This window comes from Flavivirga amylovorans (assembly GCF_030540875.1).
GTDB classification, from domain to species: Bacteria; Bacteroidota; Bacteroidia; order Flavobacteriales; family Flavobacteriaceae; genus Flavivirga; species Flavivirga amylovorans.
Genome location: NZ_JAUOEM010000006.1, coordinates 88,322 through 108,082, shown reverse-complemented (window position 1 = coordinate 108,082; position 19,761 = coordinate 88,322). Strand labels below are relative to the sequence as shown.

10 protein-coding genes are annotated in these 19,761 nt (G+C 32.6%); 5 read left to right on the top strand and 5 right to left on the bottom strand.

The window, feature by feature from the left end:
* Positions 1-226 precede the first annotated feature (226 nt).
* The 5 genes from Q4Q39_RS16465 (at position 227) to Q4Q39_RS16445 (ending at position 9,562) form a co-directional block, all read left to right on the top strand.
* A complete protein-coding gene (locus Q4Q39_RS16465) occupies positions 227-3,616 on the top strand; it encodes a SusC/RagA family TonB-linked outer membrane protein (RefSeq protein WP_303283646.1) in 3,390 nt (1,129 codons plus the stop codon).
* An 11-nt stretch (positions 3,617-3,627) separates the two neighbouring features.
* Positions 3,628-4,971, top strand: a complete 1,344-nt coding sequence (locus Q4Q39_RS16460) for a RagB/SusD family nutrient uptake outer membrane protein (protein ID WP_303283645.1) — start codon at positions 3,628-3,630, stop codon at positions 4,969-4,971.
* A gap of 122 nt (positions 4,972-5,093) precedes the next feature.
* Positions 5,094-5,336, top strand: a complete 243-nt coding sequence (locus tag Q4Q39_RS16455; protein WP_303283644.1) for a hypothetical protein — start codon at positions 5,094-5,096, stop codon at positions 5,334-5,336.
* Positions 5,337-5,585: 249 nt separating this feature from the next.
* A complete protein-coding gene (locus Q4Q39_RS16450) occupies positions 5,586-6,377 on the top strand; it encodes an EF-hand domain-containing protein (protein ID WP_303283643.1) in 792 nt (263 codons plus the stop codon).
* A gap of 380 nt (positions 6,378-6,757) precedes the next feature.
* Positions 6,758-9,562, top strand: coding sequence for a M16 family metallopeptidase (locus Q4Q39_RS16445; RefSeq protein WP_303283642.1), 2,805 nt, complete (start codon positions 6,758-6,760; stop codon positions 9,560-9,562).
* A 548-nt stretch (positions 9,563-10,110) separates the two neighbouring features.
* Here Q4Q39_RS16445 and Q4Q39_RS16440 read toward each other — a convergent pair.
* The 5 genes from Q4Q39_RS16440 to Q4Q39_RS16420 form a co-directional block, all read right to left on the bottom strand.
* The gene (locus Q4Q39_RS16440; RefSeq protein ID WP_303283641.1) at positions 10,111-12,183 is read right to left on the bottom strand and encodes a glycoside hydrolase family 97 protein; all 2,073 of its coding nucleotides are present in this window, start codon (positions 12,181-12,183) and stop codon (positions 10,111-10,113) included.
* Between the two features lie 12 nt (positions 12,184-12,195).
* Entirely contained in the window at positions 12,196-13,863 is a 1,668-nt protein-coding gene (locus Q4Q39_RS16435; protein WP_303283640.1) for a sulfatase family protein, read from the bottom strand.
* On the bottom strand, positions 13,863-14,702 hold the full coding sequence (locus Q4Q39_RS16430) for an alpha/beta hydrolase (protein WP_303283639.1): 840 nt from the start codon (positions 14,700-14,702) through the stop codon (positions 13,863-13,865). The genes Q4Q39_RS16435 and Q4Q39_RS16430 overlap by 1 nt, the downstream gene beginning before the upstream one ends.
* A gap of 47 nt (positions 14,703-14,749) precedes the next feature.
* Positions 14,750-17,326 (bottom strand): glycoside hydrolase family 2 TIM barrel-domain containing protein, encoded by a 2,577-nt coding sequence (locus Q4Q39_RS16425; protein WP_303283638.1) that lies wholly within the window; start codon positions 17,324-17,326, stop codon positions 14,750-14,752.
* Between the two features lie 177 nt (positions 17,327-17,503).
* Positions 17,504-19,759, bottom strand: a complete 2,256-nt coding sequence (locus Q4Q39_RS16420) for a glycoside hydrolase family 3 N-terminal domain-containing protein (protein WP_303283637.1) — start codon at positions 19,757-19,759, stop codon at positions 17,504-17,506.
* Between the last annotated feature and the right edge of the window lie 2 nt (positions 19,760-19,761).

Below are 19,761 nucleotides of genomic sequence, written 5' to 3'. Positions count from 1 at the left end.
AAAAACGACATGAAATTTCTAATAATAGAGGTCTATCGAAAAGATGGAATTGGAATTTATTTTTAGAAAAAGAAGGAGGAAAACAGTTTGAACCTTGGAAAGTAATTAACTGTATATCCCCCTTGATGTATTACTTAATTAAAACATTAACTAACTAATAACAAGCAAATTTATGGAAATTAAATTAACTAAAAGCTGTTTTAAAAAACGGTTCTTAATAATAGTTATGAAAACGCTCATTTTCCTATTATGTACCACAGTATTCAGTTTGTCTCCTAAACATGTATTGTCCCAAAACTCAAAAATTGTAATTGAAAAAGATATCACTGTAACTGTCGATGAGGTTTTTAAAATTATAAAAGCCCAAACAAACGATTATATGTTTATATATCCTGAAGACCTTTTTAGGGACTTTCCTAAAATTGAACTCAAAAAGGGTAAAATTCGTTTAAATAAACTATTAAATATGAGTTTGTCTTTGGGTGATGTCAATGTTATAGTTACTAAAAACAACACCATCCTTATAAAGGAGACATCACGAAATGATAAAAGACAACAGCAAAAAGTATCGGGAAAGGTTACAGATAAAAATGGACTTGCTGTACCTGGAGCTACCGTACGTATAAAGGGTACAAACACAGGAACAGCTACCGATTTTGATGGTAATTATTCTATAACAGTACCAAGCCCAGAGAATGTATTGATTTTTTCATTTTTGGGTTATGAAACACAAGAAATTGTTGCTAATGGTCAAGTAACGATTAATGTTATATTAAAAGAATCTGTAACCAGTCTAGATGAAACTGTAATTATTGGTTATGGAAAAGTTAAACGACAAAATTTAACAGGATCTGTAGGAACAGTTGATGTTGCTAATATAACAAATCAAACACCAACAATAAATTTAGATAATGCATTACAGGGACAAGTGGCAGGTGTGTATGTAACAAATTCATCTGGACAACCAGGTGCAGCTGCAAGAATAAGAATTAGAGGAAATACCTCTTTATTGGGGTCTAATCAACCCTTATATGTTATTGATGGGATTCCTGTAGCACCCAACAGTAATATTCCTGTTGGTGGTGGTGAGAATAATTTTTTAACGAATAGATTAAATACTGAAGGGTTAAGTACGCCAATTGGTAATATAAATCCACAGGATATAGAGTCTATAAGCGTCTTAAAAGATGCATCTGCAGCTGCAATTTATGGCTCTAGAGCAGCTAACGGTGTTATTATTATAAATACGAAACAAGGTACATTTTCTAGCAAAACAAAGTTTGAAGCTAATGTTTCACTTATTACACAAAATGCACAAACCTTAGATGTTTTAAATGCAGAACAATTTAAAGACGTATGGACTACCGCAGTAGAAAATGGTACAAGAGATGATGTTTTTACTCGTGCGGTTTTAGACGGTTCTTATTTTGGCAACGCAGATACCAACTGGGAAGATGAAGTTAGTCCAGGTTCACCAATATCTACACAATATTACTTTAGAGTACTTGGAGGTTCAAAAAATACAAAATACAATACGTCATTAGGTATTAATACTCAGGATGGTGTTTATGATAATACAGGGTTTGACAGGTATTCTCTTATTGTTAATCTGGATACTAATATTAATGATAATTGGAGCTTTGGTACTAAATTGAATATTTCCTCTGCAGATCAGGATGCTACTGATGGTGGTCTTACTCAGTTAACGTACGATTTTAGACCAGATCTTCCTGTTTTTGATGACGAAGGCAATTATTCGTTTTCACCACAATACAATTTCCAGAATCCAGTGGCACTTTCAAAAGTTACAAATAACAATGTAACATTTTTAGTTTTAGGATCGTTATATACACAATTAAAATTGGCAGAAGGCCTTAATTTTAAAACACTTTTTTCGCTCAATTATAATACGGGTAATCAAAAAACTTTTTATCCGCTTTTTACAAACGGAGGAGGTTTTAGTCGATTGCAAGGTTTGGGTGATGGTTATGCTCAGGAAAGTAGAAGTAGTTCTGTAAATACACTCTTGCAAAACACTTTAACTTACGATAAGATAATTGATAAGCATAATATCAATGTTGTTTTAGGAGCCTCTTTTGAAAGAAATAAAACCTCAAATGTAAAAGCCTGGGGCGAAGGTTTTTTCAATGATATATTAACTGATATTAGTAGTGCAACTACATTTACTGATGCCTCGTCTTTTGAACAAGGTTCTGGTTTAGCATCTTACTTTGGTCGTATCAATTACGATTTTAATAATAAATATTTGTTGACATTATCAGCAAGGGTCGATGGTTCCTCAAAATTTGGGACAGATAATCAGTATGCTTTTTTTCCTGCTGCTGCTGTTGCTTGGAGAATATCTGATGAACGCTTTTTGGATGATGTTACTTTTATAGATGAATTAAAATTAAGGGCAAGTGTTGGAACTACTGGCCAACAAGATTTTGGTAACTATGCTTGGAGAACACTTTTTCAAGCTGAGAATTATGGGCTAGATCCTGCTGTTGTAATATCACAATTGGGTAATACCACTTTAAAATGGGAAACGACTGAACAAATTGATTTTGGTTTAGATTTTTCGTTCTTTAAAGGAAGGCTTAGTGGTGGCTTAGGGTATTATTCTAAAGAAACAAAAGATGCATTATTTACAGGTATTACTCCCGGTAGCACTGGGTATAATAGAATTATTGCCAATATAGGTGATACTAAAAACACAGGTATTGAACTAGAATTGAAAGGTGATGTCCTTAGAACCGATAATTTTAATTGGAATATAGCTTTTAATATTAGTAAAAACGAGAATACACTTACAGGGATTTCAGATGACTTTAGAGATGAAGATGGGTTTTTAGTAGGGTTCCCTGGTGGAGGAAGATTGAGAGAAGGAAGTCCGATAGGCTTAATTTACGGATTTGTTGCCGAAGGTCTTTTCCAAGACCAACAAGTTATAGATGATTTAAATACAGCCTCTCCAACAGGAGTATATCAAAATGCACAGACCGCTCCTGGTGATTTAAGATTTAAAGACTTAACAGGACCAGATGGTGTGCCAGATGGTAGAATTACCAATTTAGATCGACAAGTTATTGGCGATACGCAACCTGATTTTTTTGGTGGATTTAATAGCACATTTCAATATAAGGGATTTGCATTATCTACATTCTTTACCTTTTCCGTAGGTAACGATATTGATGCTGTTCGTTTAGGTAGAAATACAAGTTTTGCAAGTACGTTTATTGGTGAAAATAAAGTGAGTCGTGTTTTAGATGCTTGGACTCCAGATAATCGCAATACAGATATACCTCGACTGGTGTATTTCGATCCTAATAATAACGACAGAACCTCATCACATTATATTTATGATGCTTCATATTTAAGATTAAAAACTTTAAATTTTAGTTATACATTTTCACAAGAAACACTAAAGCAATTAAAATTTTTGGATAATATGTCTGTGTTCGTGGCAGCTCAGAATTTGTTAACAATTACAAATTACCCAGGTGCCGACCCAGAAGCTTCTAATTTGTTTAATAATGATATTAGCGCAGGACAAGATAATAATCGTTTCCCCATAGCAAAAGTGTTTACTATGGGAGTAAGAATAGGATTTTAAAAAAGATAATTATGAAAAAAATAGCAATTTATATAGTCACATTATTTATCATTTATTCATGCGAGTTGGTAGATGTATTGGAAAATGACCCGCCAAATAATTTGGTTGCAGAAAATGTAGTTAAAAACGAAACGGATGCCAGAGCCTTATTAAATGGTATATATAGTACAATAACATTGGGGACTAGTGATGAATATTATATGTATACAGAACTAATACCCAGTGTTCTCATAGGGTCTATGAGTCGGTTAGGTCTTACTTCATCGAGTTTAGAATTTGCTGAAAATGAACTCCAATTTGATAATTCTATAGTAAATAATTTTTGGATTACTTTTTATAAGGTTATTGATATAGCTAATAACTCTATTGCACTAACGGGAAACTTAACTGAAGCACAAATCACGACAGAAAATAAAAAAGAAATTATTGGTGAAGCACATTTTTTAAGGGCTATGGCAACTTTTGATGTGTTAAGATACTACGGACAGTTTTTTGATTTAAACAGTAATTTAGGGATTGTATTACGTACAGAACCTTCAAACTTTGTCACTAGAGATAAAGCGAGGAGTACGGTAGCAGAAAGTTACGCACAAATTTTATCAGATTTAGATATTGCAATTGCTGATGCCTCAGAGTATTCAGTATCTTACAGAGGTTCTAAAACTGCAGCAAAAGCATTAAAAACAAAGGTTTTGTTATTTATGGGTATGTATGCAGAAGCTGCGGCTTTAGCGGATGAAGTTATTAATGATGCTACAACCAGTTTAGAGCCTAGTTTTGAAGCAGCTTTTGCTAACGGGGTAAACTCATCAGAAATGATTTTTATGACGTATCGTGATGAGAACTCTGATACTGAGGATAGAAATATAAAACGATTTTACTTTGGTAGAGCAGGTAATACATGGTTTCCCGGCGTAATGTCTGGGGATCCAAGAGCACCACAAACATTTAACGGGTTAACGGTTTTAAAAACGAATAATAGAGATACATTTAGGCCTACTTATTTTATGCGTTTAGCAGAAATGTATTTAATAAAAGCAGAAGGTTTAGCTTTTAGCGGTGCTACACTTTTAGAAGCTAGTGCGCCTTTAAATAGCATTAGAAACCGTGCAGGAATAGGTGACTCTCCTGCTACAAATATAGACGAACTTAAAGACGATATTTTTAATGAAATAGTAAGAGAATTAGCTTTTGAAAACGGTAGTGAATGGTTTGCAGCCATACGCTTTGATAAAGCTATGACCTTGAAACCAACTATTACAAGTTCAAATCAATATATTTTACCTATACCAGAAGATGAAATAGATGGAAATGGCGCTATAACATTGGGAGATCAGAACCCAGGTTATGAATAATTTTTTTTAATTGTTTGAGTTAGTTACCTTCAATAGGGCTTTAAATTCCCCAAAGGTTTAGAGCTCTATTTTACTTGAAATTTAGTATCGTTTTTTGGGACTTGTAACTTAATCTTATAATTATGTCATTACATAAGTATATAAACAGAGTAGAACAATTAGACCAACTAATTAGATTAGAATCTACTGGGAGTCCGGAAGAATGTGCAAAAAAATTAAGTATTTCTAAAAGGAGTTTATATAGTTTGATTGATGAACTCAAAAAAGATTTTAAATGTCCTATCATATACAATAGGAGTAGAAGAAGTTATATATATACTAAAAAGGGTAGGATTTCTAATCTGATATTTGAAGTTAAATCTTGATAACTTAATAAGAAAAAACATATATTTTATCTCATGGTGCTGTATTTCTGCACCAACAATATTTAGTTTTAAGGATAATAAATAAACCTCTGATTAAGAGCTAATAGATACAAACAGTTCGACATGTTTAACCTTAAAACTATCTGCCAATGAGATAAATTATATAACAAATAATCAGAGGAATATATTGCAAAGGTAATATACCTCATAATTTTTTTAACACTTTTTAAGAAATCAAAATTTAGAATTATGAAAAAAATAATATTAGTCTTATGTATGGGGTTTATTATCTCATGGAATACTAAAAATGAAAACATACAAACTTTACCCGATACAGTAAGCGTTTTAAAAAACCAACGAACTTTACCAGAAAATATTGAGAGTCTAGGTGTCATTAATTCGAAAAGTAAAATAGTGAGTAATTATCTTTTAATGAATAAAATAGATGCATTAAGCCCTAATTTAGATGAAGTTAGCTTATATAAGTTTAAAGATAATGAGGGTAAATTTGCTTTTTCAATTCCTCTAAAAACTTCTAATGAAAATTTATCAGAGGTTTTATTAGTTTATTTTAATGAATCTGATTTAACGAATTATAAATCAGTAGTTCATTCAGTTGAATCATTTAAAGATAATCAGAAAAACAAAAATACAGTAGTTAACGTAAGAACAATTGATGGGGCTTGGTTTTCTAAGATAGAATTTATCAATGGAAAGAGAAAAATAAGAGCTCAAGTGGATAATATTCAACCTCCTGAGGAATGCGTAATTCCTTCGTTTATGGATATTGATACTAATGGCAATGGTCTTATCAGTGAGGATGAATACAAGTCTGCTACTTTTATGTCTTCCATTTTAAAAAAAAATTCATCCTTTGGATCACTAGATCAGAATGGAGATGGTAATATTTCACTTAGTGAATTTTCTATCGATTGTTTTGAGCTTTGTTTTTTGTGTACTGTAGAAATTTATGGGTGTGAGGGTGATCACCTCTGTATGATTGCAATTTCTGACGGCTGTGCTGTTTCATGTAATGCATAATTAATATTTTATTAGAGAATATTTATTTAGTGAGATATGTTAAGATTATATAAATCTTAATTTTATTAATCTTAAATGGGGCTTAAAATCATTGTTTTAAGTCCTGTTTTTAATATTTAGACTAAAAGAAAGATAGTCTTAACAGTGTAAAATAACTGGAAAATACCCTATCTTATTTTCATAAATCATATTATTTATAAACGTTCTTTTTTATTTAGTATTCTTATATATGGATAGAAGTATAACCATTCAAATCATAATTAAAAGGTCATAATAAATAGTGTTTTAGAAAACAATCGAATAAATAATAAAGTGTTTCATCTCGATTTTAAATTAGGTAAATAAAAATTAATAAAATAACAATTTTGAATACATCAATCATGAAAAACGTAACAGTAATAATAGCTTCAATTTTATATCTATGGAATTTTAATCTGATAGCACAAGTTGAAGATTTAAGCAATCACATACCTATAGACCCCACAATTAAAATGGGTAAACTAAGTAATGGACTTACCTATTATATAAAACACAATGCGAAACCAAAAAATAAAGCAGAGTTGCGTTTGGTTCTTAATGCAGGTTCAATTTTAGAAGATGAAGATCAGTTAGGATTGGCACATTTTATAGAACACATGGCATTTAATGGGACTAAAAAGTTTCCAAAAAACGAGCTTATCGATTATTTACAAAGTCTTGGTATTGAATTTGGAGCAGATTTAAATGCACATACTGGTTTTGATGAAACCGTTTACAAGCTATCTGTTCCAACAGATGAAAAAACATTAGGTACAAGTTTACAAGTGTTACGGGATTGGGCCGACGGCATTACATTTTCTCATGAAGAAATTGATAATGAGCGAGGCGTTGTTGCAGAAGAGTTAAGGGCTAGGAGTGGAGCTGGTATGCGTATGTATTATAAGTCAATTCCTGTAATAACAAATAATTCCAGATATGCGGATAGACTACCTATTGGAACGTTAGATGTTATCATGAACTCTAAATATGATGTGATGAAACGCTTTTATAATGATTGGTACCGCCCGGATTTGATGGCTTTAGTTTTAGTAGGAGACTTTGATGTAGAACAGACCGAAATAAAAGTTAAGAAAATTTTTAAGAATATAAAACCAGTAAAAAATCCGAAGGAAAGAGTGTACTATGAAATTTCTGATAATGAAAAACCAAAAATTACGGTCATTACAGATAAAGAAACTAAGGGTGTTAAAGTTTCTATATATATTAAAAAGCAAGAAACTGAGGTTGAAACCCTACAAGATTATAAACAGGTACTTTTAAGGAGTTTGTATTCAGGGATGCTAAGGCAACGATTAAATGAGGTTTCAATCAAGTCCAATGCCCCTTTTTTATCAGCAACTGCTGGAATAGGAAACTTTTTGGCTAATATGGATTGCTATTTTTTAAGAGCCAATCTTAAAGAAGATAAAGTTACCGAGGGGATTGATGCATTACTAACAGAAAGCGAACGAGCCAAGCGATTTGGTTTTACAGCGACTGAATTAGAACGTTACAAAGCACTTTTACTCAATAATGCTGATATACGTAGAAAAGAAACAGGAAAGCTATCTACAAAGTATTATGTAGAACAATACATAGATAATTTTACAGACCATGTACCAATTCCTAGTGATGTATTTAAGTATGAATTTTATAAAGAAATTTTACCTGGTATTTCTGTTGAAGACGTTAATAACATAAGTAAACAATGGGTAAGAGAAGATAACGCCGCAGTAGTTATAAATGCTATAGAAAAAGAAGATTTAAAATTACCAACTGAAAATGATATAAAAAAAATACTTAAAAAGATTACTTTAAAAGATATCGAAGCTTATAAAGATAAACTTGGCGATATTGAATTAATGTCCCATAAACCAGAACCAGGAAACATTATAAAAGAAACATATAATAAAAAGGTAGATGTTACCACTTGGGAACTGGCTAACGGTATTACAATTATAGCTAAACCAACACAGTTTCAAAATGATTTGATTTCTATGAATGGTTTTAGGCCTGGAGGAAGTTCAATCGCTCCAGATTCGTTATATGTTTCAGCTAGAAATGCTGGGAATATAATAGGTTCTAGCGGTGTTAATGAAATCTCTAAAACAGATTTGAAAAAGCTGAATATGGGAAAAACACTTAGCATCTCACCACGTATAAACTTTTATAGCGAATTATTTTCTGGTAGTAGTTCATCAAAAGACTTGGAAAGCATGTTGCAAATGACACATTTATACTTTACTAAACCGAATAAGGATAAAAACGTTTTTAATGCATTTAAAGAAAACTTAAAGTCTACATATAAAGATCAAGATAAAAGCCCAGGAAGTTATTTTGAAAAAAGAATAAGTGAGGTCATGACAAAAAATCATTTAAGAGCAATACCTTTAACTGACAGCCAAATTGAAGATGGTTTAAAACTTGATGTAGCATATAATTTTTATAAGGAACGGTTTTCATCTGCAAATGGTTTTACATTTATTTTTGTTGGAAGTTTTCAAATCGATTCCCTGAAAGAATATGTAACGCAATATTTAGGAAGCCTCTCTTCTAATTTAAACGAAACAAGTTCTTGGAAGGATATTGGTTTAAGATATACCCAAGGAGGTGTTAAAGAGACCATAGTAAAAGGAGTAGATGATAAAAGCAAAGTAGATATGCGTTTTATTGGAGGTTTTGAATTTTCATTAGAAGAGAAGAAAAAATTAAATCTGCTAGGAAAGTTGCTTAAAATTAAACTCACACAAGAAATGCGTGAAAAAATGGCTGGAGTATACGGTGTACAAGTCTCAGGATATGCTTCAGAGATACCTTATGATTGGTATAGAATGAATGTAAGGTTTACATGCGATCCTGATAATGTAGATAAATTAATAGCAAAAGTATTTGAAGAAATAGAAAAAATTAAAAAACAAGGAGCTTCACCCGAAGATTTAAATAAAATTAAAGAAGCAGAATTGGCCAATGCAAAAGATGCTTTAGAGTATAATGGATATTGGATATCTAAACTAAAAGAAGCTTATAAATACGGATTAGATTTTGAGTCTGTTTTAGAGTATGAAGCAAGTATTAATAAAATAGATTCTAAGATGTTTCAAGATGCTGCGAATGCCTATTTTGATATGAATAATTACGCTGAGTTTATTTTATTACCTGAAAAATAAATTAGAGAACCATTTTTTCTCTAATACTGCTAGTATATAGTATAAAAAAGCTTTCGAGAAATCGGAGGCTTTTTTATAAATGTTTATTTATCTTGAGATTACATTTTTATTAATCTGAAAACTATGAGACCTTAGAAAATTTTTTTATCAAGCGTATGAAATGACGTTATCGGATGTCATCCTATGTTTGTAAAAGGGATGAATTATAAATAATTAATTTAGACAAAGATTCTTCACTTTAGCCTGTCTTGAGCGAAGTCGAAAGGCTCTGACAAATAGCTTTAAATTAACCACTTATAAAATAACGTCAATGGTAGTTCTATAAATAATCCAACCAATGCAGATACAACTGCTATTAACAATAGAAAAGTCTTTTGTTCATAATTCTATCTTAGTTAGTTTTGATGAGTTGTATTTCTACATAAACAGGTAAATGATCTGAAGGATATTTACAGTCCTTAGAATCACTTAGATATCTTCTTGAGCCGATAGCATACCAAATTAGCAAAATAGTAGTACTAAGACACTTATTTTTTTCATTGTAATATTTATTCTTTTGGTATTAATGAGATTGCACAACCTCCTCCAGGTGCCAAATTAAGCTCTAGTATTGTTTTATGATTTACTTCTTGTTCAGAAATTTTATAAACTTCTGGATTGTTTATGTAGTGTGAATCTTGTGTGTCTTGGTATAGTGTAGCAACATAGATTTTATCTGCTTCTAAAAACTTCAAATCTATTTTAACAACTCTGGCATTTTCATCTGTAATGCAACCAATAAACCAGTTTTTTGTTCCCTTTTCTTGACGTGCAACAGCAATAAAATCACCTATTTCGGCATCTAAAACTTTAGAAGTATTCCAATCTACACCTACATCTTTAATAAACTGAAAAGCTGGATGATCTTTGTAATGTTTAATTAGGTCTGGTACCATTTGTACTGGGCTGTATAAAACAACATACAAAGCTAATTGATGGGCTAGTGTTGTATTAATTTGATTGTCTGTTTTATATGGCTTTAAAGTGGTGTTAAAAATTCCTGGTGTATAATCTATGGGACCTCCCAGCATTCTTGTAAAAGGCACAATGGTTAGATGCTCTGGTGGATTACCTCCATCTTTAGACCAGGCGTTATATTCTTGTCCGCGAACACCTTCACGGGAAATAGCGACTGGATAGGTGCGTCTTTTTCCTGTAGCTTTAATAGGTTCGTGTGCATTTATTGCGACATTAGTTTCTATGCCTTTTTCTAACACTTTTTGATAATGATTTACCATATACTGTCCGTGATGGTATTCACCTTTTGGAATAATACGACCCACATAACCAGTTTTTACAGAATGGATATTAAGTTTTTTCATTAAAGCAAAGGCAGTATCTAATTGGGTTTCATAACGAATGATATCTGCGGAAGTTTCATGATGCATGATCAACGCAACACCCTTAGATTTCCCATAATTTGTTATGTCTTCCAAATCATAATCTGGATAAGGTGTTACAAAATCGAAATGTACTTTCTTATTGCTTTTATCCCACCATTTTTCCCAACCAATATTCCAGCCTTCTACCAACATACCATGTATATTATGTTCCGAAGCAAAATCAATCATTTCTTTGGCATATTTAGTGTTGGCAGCATGGTATTTACCAGAGTAATCCCAATTTCCTGTGCCAATGTGCATATCCCACCAAATGCCAACATACTTTGTGGGTTTAAAATAAGACATATCATCAACCGTATTTGGTTCGTTAAGGTTTACAATGAGTTTAGATTCTATTAAACCGCCAGGGCTATCAGAAATTTGAATGGTACGCCAAGGTGTTTCAAAAGGTGTCTGACGTTTAACTTTTATGTTTTCATCATTGCCAACCAATTCACTTGTCATTTTTAAGTCTGTTGTATCAACTGCTAAGGTCATACCCGCATAATTGGTTAAGTCTGCTTCATGAAAACTTAAATAAACCCCAGAATTTGTTTTCATTGTTACGGGGGTATTTACGGCATTTTCGGGAACATAAGTCTGTCCTAAATGCGCTCCTGGTTCGTAATGTTTTAAAGCATCTATTTCTGAAAACTTAGTGGTATTGTATAGATACTCGTAAATATCCCAATCTCCGGGAATCCACCATGTTTTATGGTCTTCTGTAAGGTTGAACTCGGTATTTTCATCTGTAATGATTACGTTAGTCAAATTCTCTTGTTCAGGGAACTCATATCTAAAACCAAGTCCATCATCGTATACTTTAAAGATGATATTTAACCGTCTTTTTAACTCTGAAGTTTCTTCCAGTTCAATCTTAAGTTCATTATAATGATTACGCACTTGTGCATCTTCACCCCAAACCATGTCCCAAGTTTCATCAGTTGTTGATTCCTGAGTGTTTACTATTTTGAAATTTGAATTTAATGCTAAGGCATCTTTTAGTTCGAACCCCATTTTAGAGGAGTCAATAATGGTTTCATTTTTAAAATGAACTGTATAAGATGGTTCGTTTTTTTTAGAAAGGAAGAAATGAACTTTTATTTGTTTGTCTGGTGAAGCTATTGTGGTTTTATTTGTTTTTTCAGAACAAGAAAAGAGCAGACATATAGTTATAATTAGACTTGTGAATTTGTACATGTTTTTTAATAGTTAGTGTTCATAAGCTTTCATGGGTTGACCTCTTAAGCGTTCAAAACCTTTATAATTTCTTTTAATTTGTTCGGGATTAGCACGCTCGAACTCTTTGTTAGTGACATGATATTGAACTTGTAATGCTTTTAATTTTGCTCTGAGGTTTTGTTCAATATCATTGTAATTATCATCATTTATCAAATTATGAATCTCACTGGGGTCTGTTTTTAAATCATAAAGCTCCCATTCATCAACGTCATCATATACATGGATTAGTTTATACCGTTTTGTTCTTACTCCATACATTTTTTTTACCATATGGAAAGCAGGAAAGTCGTAATAATGATAGTATATAGCATCTCTAAAATGAGTGTCTTTAACCGTGTTTTCAAGCAAAGGTTTTAAAGATTTTCCCTGCATATCATCTGGGATTTCAATTTGAGCAAAATCAAGAAAAGTTTCTGCAAAATCAAGATTTTGTGTTAGAGCGGTAATTTCAGATCCAGGTTTTATAACGCCTGGATATTTCATTAACATAGGCATTGCCAGGGATTCTTCATACATAAAGCGTTTATCAAACCATCCTTTTTCCCCCAGATAAAACCCTTGATCTGTGGTGTAAACCACAATCGTATTTTCAGATAAATGATTGGCTTCCAAATAATCCAGGATTTTACCAACACTTTCGTCAACCGCTGCTATAGTAGCCAGATAATCTTGTAAATATCTTTGAAGCTTCCATATGTCCAAGTCTTTTCCAGATAAGTTTGCTTCGTGAAAGGCATCATTTTTTGGTTGATAGGCTTTATCCCAGATTGCCCTTTGTTCGGGTGTCATACGATCAAAATCTGTTTTCCAGGGATTGTGTGCTAATTCTGGACTTCCTTTTTTCTTGGTCATTTTTAAATCATGGCCTTCATACATGTCTCTGTATATGGTTTGATATTGTTCTTTTGAGGCAGTAGACCCTTTATGATTTGTAAAATAAGTATCTGGTATTGGAAACTGAATGGAGTCATATAAATTCAAATGACGTAAAGCGGGCATCCAGTTTCTATGCGGTGCTTTGTGTTGAACCATAAGCATAAAAGGTTGGCTATCGTCTTTGATTTTTTCTAAATATTGTATGGCATCTTCGGTAACAATGTCTGTTGCATAGCCAATAATTCTGGTAGTATCTATGTTTTTAATTTGTTGGTTTAGCGATATAAAATCTGGATTGTAATAATTACCTTGATCTTGGAGAATATTCCAATAATCGAAACCTTCTGGAGCCCCATGTAAGTGCCATTTTCCAAACATCGCTGTTTTGTATCCTGCCTTTTGTAAAAGTTTTGGATAGGTTTGTTGACTACCATCAAAACGGTTTCCATTCATTCTAAAGCCATTAATATGGCTATGTTTCCCTGTTAAAATAACAGCACGACTGGGGCCGCAGATAGCGTTTGTGCAAAAATTATTTCTAAAAATAGTCCCTTCTGTAGCAATCCTATCAATGTTTGGTGTGGGTGCTAATTGACTAATAGGATGCTTATATGCACTGATGGCTTGGCTAGCATGATCATCTGCCATGATGAAAATAATATTAGGTCTTTTTTTAGAGACTTCTGCAATGGGTTCCTTTTTTTCATTCTTACAGGATTGAAAAATACTTGCAATTAAAATGAGGACTATTAGTTTTTTCATTAATTCTTAGTTATTATTTTTTTCGTTTGAATGATTTCAGAATTAAATACTGTTTTTTCAAAAAACAGCATGATCGTGTCCAATTGATCAAAAGGAATCATACATAATTCATGACCTCCGCCAATAACCTTATTGAAATAATAAGAGGTTCCCAAATCATCTAATTTCTTAGCAATGGTTTCAGAACCATCTAATAATAGGTATCCTGGTTTTTCGGCTGTGCAATAATAATGTGGAGCACTTGCATATGGTACTAAAGGGTCATCGGTTCCATGAAACAAAACAGTTGGTAACGCGTTATTTTTAGAAATATATTCTGCATTTACCAAAGCACCAGCCAAAGCAATAACACCAGCATATTTTACATTTTTGTATTTTTCTAAATCATCTGCAAAATGTGCTTTCATATAAACAGCGTTTAAAATACCTTCAGCACCAGCACTGCTGCCACCAGCAAATATTTTTTCTGGGTTTATTTGTAATATTGATGTATTATCAATTATAAATTTGGTAGCATCTAAATAGTCAATGGCAGCTTGTTTGAATATGTCCAGTTTGAATACTTTTGGACAATCGCAGCCAGAACCCATTTTTGAGTTTTTCAATAATAACCTATAAGATATTGATATGCCTATATACCCTTTAGTGGTAACATATTTTACTAGCCTTTGTTCTTGAGGGTTGTCTCTTGTGCCTCCAGCAAAACCTCCACCATGCATCCAAAGTAAAACAGGAAGGCTGTCATTCGCCTTTATTTTTTCAGGGCTATATACATCTAGTTTTAAAGTGTCAACACCTTTTATAGCATACGTATATGTCGCTTTTTTTTGTGAAAACACAAAAGAACTTATGCAGAAGAGAAAAATTAAAAGTTTATGAGCCATTATCAATTTAAATTTTCAATTAAAATACCACTTATAAGCGGTTTACCTTCCATAGGTTTTAAGGAAATGGTTACCCCTTCATTATTTTTAATATTTATTTTAGCCGATTTTTCAATACCATACTTTTCTGGATATTGCTCAGCCATATTAAAGTGACTTTCAACGAGTGTCTGGTTTAGAAGTATATTAAAAATACGTTGTTTTGATTTATTGTTTATAGCCTTTTTGGATGTTTTTAAGTTGTAAATAATGTCTGCATCATTCTTTAATTGTGGTTCTACAAAATAGAGTGTGATTTTATAATATCCGTTAGGTATATCTATCTTATATTTTGTGCAATCTTCAAGCATCGTTTGGTATAGTGGTTCTAAATTGGTGTTTCTTATATCATAAGGAATGCCTTGATGCTTTTCTTTACTTAAATTAAAAGGGGAGCCATTTAAATAGCCAAAAAGATTTTTTGAATAAGGTCTGTCTGCTATAAATGTTATTTGATTTTCTGAATCGATAAAATTAAAATGTGATCCTACATTAATGCCTAGTCTTTCTATTTTTTCTTCTTTTAGATTTCCAATTAAATTTACCTGAATGGTATGGCTGTCTTCTGAAGAGTTGGTTATTACTTTAATATGATTCTCCCCTTCTGTGAAAGAAACTAAAGCTGTAGCTAGCCCATTTTTAAACTCTAAGTCTTTAAAAAACACGTCGTTTATATATAGTTTTCCTGCTTTTTGGTTAGAAAATATAGAAATAGGGTATGATGTTTCATTTACTAAATGCAACATATTTTGATGCTTTAGTGCGATGTGAACGAAAGATTCGTGTTGATTTAAAACCGCTTTATACCAATAATAAATATCTTTTGGTTCTCGATTGTATTGTACCAACCCTTTTTGATTGACATGCGGAATGGCATCACCACGAAATTCTGATCCAAAATCTGCAAAGTTCCATGCAGTCATACCTGCAACAAAATTACGCTCAGCTACTTGTTGATAATAGCCTTTATGTAGTAGCAATTGATATTGTTGAGAATAATCGTATTTTTTTGGTATTGTAGTAGCAATACGAATATCGGCACCTGGACCATATTCAGAAACCATGATAGATCGATTAGGGAATCGCTTATGCTGATCATCAAGAAACGTCCCCAAATCATAAATTTTATCATGATACCAACCAAAATATAAATTCCATCCAATCAGCATAGATAGGTCTGCTATTTTTGTGTCGTTGTATAATTCATTGAAATGCAAAGCCATTACAGTAAGTCTGTTTGGCGCATGCTTTCTAGTGAAATCTTCTAACTGTTTTGCTAATTTGTAAGTGTAAACTTTGGCATCTTCTTTTTCTTTTGTTGTTGATTTATTATCGAAAGCCAGTCGTAAAAAAATCTCATTCATATATCCAAACATAACTACTGATGGATAATTATAATATTGTTTTAAATGTTCTTCTTGCATCGTTAAACAACTATCGTAGAATGCTTTGCTGTTAGTAACCTTATTAACTATTGGAATTTCAGACCATACCAAAAGCCCTAATTCATCACATAATTTAAGTAAATCCTGAGAGTGCGGATAATGCGCAAATCGAATAATATTTGCTCCCATGTTTTTTATTAAATGGATATCTTTTTTTTGAAGATGTATGGGGACAGCATTACCGTAGCCTTGGTAGTCTTGATGTCTGTTGACTCCAATTATTTTATAAGGCTTTCCGTTTAAAAATAAACCTTTATTAGCATCAACACTGACCCAACGAAAACCTATATTTTGCCATTTTTCATCTAAAACAATACCATTTTTATCTAATAATGATACGTGCAATTTATACAAATAAGGAGTTTCTGGAGACCATAGTTTAGGAGTATTAATCTCAGGGAGTTTAATAGTTAGTACCGATGTTTGATTTGCATTTACACTGAAACTCCTTTTTTCTGTTAGAAGGGTGTTATTTTCAGCATCAGAGAGTGATAAACGTATAACATTTGATGTTCTTGAATGTTCAAAGTTATCAATCAATACTTTGACTTCAACACCTGCTTTTTCCTCTGAAACATGATAGTAATCTACATAAAACCCTTCAGAAGCAAAATCTGATAATGAGATATGTTGTTGCTGTTTTGAAACGAGTTCTACATCACGGTAAATGCCTCCGTAAAATGTAAAATCAGCATCTAATGGAGGAATGTTTTTATTATGACTATTACTTACTTTAACTTCTATTAAATTATAAGCATCATAATGTATCCATTTAGAAATATTGAAATTGAATGCTGTGTAGCCTCCTTTGTGGTTTCCAACATGATTTCCGTTTACATAAACATCAGTTTCTTGATTGACTCCTTTAAAGTGAAGATAGTGGATTAAATTGCGTTTTGTTTTAGAGAAGAATAGTTGTTTTTTATACCAGCCAATACCTCTGTAATATCCTTTTTTATCATCAAAAGCATCGTCTTTATTCCATGTATGTGGGAGGTTTATGGTTTCCCAATTGTTTGATGTTTTATTGCCTAAAGAAAATTGCCACCCTGAGTTTATAGTGATATTTTGAGCTTCTATTTTAGATGAAAACACACTACATATTAAAACACAAAAAATATAAATCGTTTGAAATGTAATAATAGGCAACCTCATCATTTTTGTTTTTAATTAGCTAACCTTTACAGGAATGACAAATAAATTCTTAATATTAAAGTCAATTAGTTTATAATTAAATGATTAATAAATTTAATTGTATCGAACTCACACCAACTATTCTAGAGTAAAGATGTGCTCAAAATCAAAATCGGAACTCCCTTCAATAGCTATTTCAAATTCACCTGGTTCAACGGTAAAGATTTCATTATTATAAAATTTTAGATCTTCAACAGTTAAATCAAAACTCACTGTGTGACTTTCTCCCTTTTTAAGGAAAACTTTTTTGAAACCTTTAAGTTCTTTCACTGGTCGTGTAATACTACCAACTTTATCATGAACATATAATTGTACCACTTCATAACCATCGTAATCGCCAGTATTAGTGATCGTAGCATAAGCTGTTAATGTGTCTGAAAACCCTAGGGTATTTGCAGACAATTTAAAATCGGAATATTCGAAATTGGTATAGCTTAAACCATGACCAAAAGGGAATAAAGGTGTATTGGGAACGTCCAGGTAATTAGACTTATAATCTTCCTTTGGATTATTAGGAGGAATAGGACGCCCCGTATTTTTCATATTATAATAAATAGGTACTTGCCCTAGCGTTCTTGGAAAAGTAACTGGTAATTTCCCTGATGGATTATAGCTGCCAAAAAGAACGTCGGCTATACCTAATCCGCCACTAGTGCCAGGGTACCAGGTTTCTAAAATAGCATCTGTTAGTGCTACTTCTTCAGATAAATCTAACGGGCGACCGTTCATTAAGACTAAAGTGATTTTTTTATTGGGTACTGCTTGTCTAATGGCTTTTATTAAGTCTGTTTGGCGTCCTGGTAGTTTAATATTGGTTCTACTGGCTGCTTCACCACTCATATCGTAATCTTCCCCAAGAACCATGAGTATTTTATCTGCGTTTTTTGCAGCTTTAATAGCAGCTCGGAAACCGCTGTCATCGTCACCTTCAATCTCACAACCTTTAGCATAAGTTATTTTGGTTTCGTTTACATATTCTTTAATACCTTGATATACACTTATGGCTTTATCTTTTCTGTCACCTGCCGCAGCCCAATTACCAATAATGTTCTCTTTATCTTTTGCTAAAGGCCCTATTAATGCAATGGTTTGGTTATTATCTAACGGAAGTGCTTTGTCTTCATTTTTTAATAATACTGAAGACATGGCTGCAGACTTTCGTGCTGCTTCTAAAAATTCTGGTTTGTAAATCACTTCTTTTTCTCGTTGCTCATTGCAATATCTATAAGGGTCTTCAAATAACCCTAATTTGTATTTGGTTAACAAAATTCTTCGACATGCATCATTAATAAGTGCGACATCTACTTGACCTTCATTTACTAATTCTTCTAGATATAAGCGATTTGCATCACTCATCATATCCATATCAATGCCTGCATCCATGGCTATTTTGGTTGCTTCTTTTTCGTTTTTAGCAAATCCATGAGGTACCAATTCGTTAATAGCTGTATAATCTGTTACCACAAAACCATTAAAGCCCCATTCGTCTCTTAGAACATCTCTAAAGATAAATCTGTTACCTGTTGCAGGTACACCATTAAGTTCATTAAAAGCAGTCATAAAGGTTTCAACACCAGCATCGACTGTGGCTTTAAATGGAGGCAGATACACATTTCTTAGTTCGTCTTCTCCCATATTTACAGTATGATAATCGCGACCAGCTTGAGCGGCGCCATAACCAACAAAATGCTTTGCACAGGCTATAATGGTATTGTGCTTTGATAAATCGTCTCCTTGAAACCCTTTTACATAGGCTTTTGCAATTTCGCTTCCCAAATAGACATCTTCGCCTGCGCCTTCAGAAATACGCCCCCAACGCGGATCTCTTCCTATATCAACCATAGGGGCAAACGTCCAATGAATACCTACGGCAGATGCTTCTTCAGCTGCAATACGGGATCCTTTTTCAATATCTTCTAAATCCCAACTTGCTGCTAATCCTAAATTTATAGGGAAAATGGTTTTAAATCCATGAATAACATCATAACCAAATAACAGAGGAATCCCTAATCGGGTTTCTTCAATGGCCATTTTTTGTAAATCTCTTGTGCCTTTTACAGAATACACATTGAGCATGGCTCCGACATTCCCTTCTTTTATATATTTTTTGTTATGTGAGCTTATTACTGGCCCAGTAACCGTCCAACCACCACTATACATTACCGTTTGACCAATTTTTTCTTGTAGGGTCATTAAGCTCATTAAGGAATCCACTTTAGCATCAAAAGATGTGGCTATTTCAACTTTACTCTCACTTTTTTTAGTTGTATTGCAGCTAAAAAATAAAAGCAATAGTATAAAACTAATACTATAGGGTTTGGTTAGTCTGTTCATTA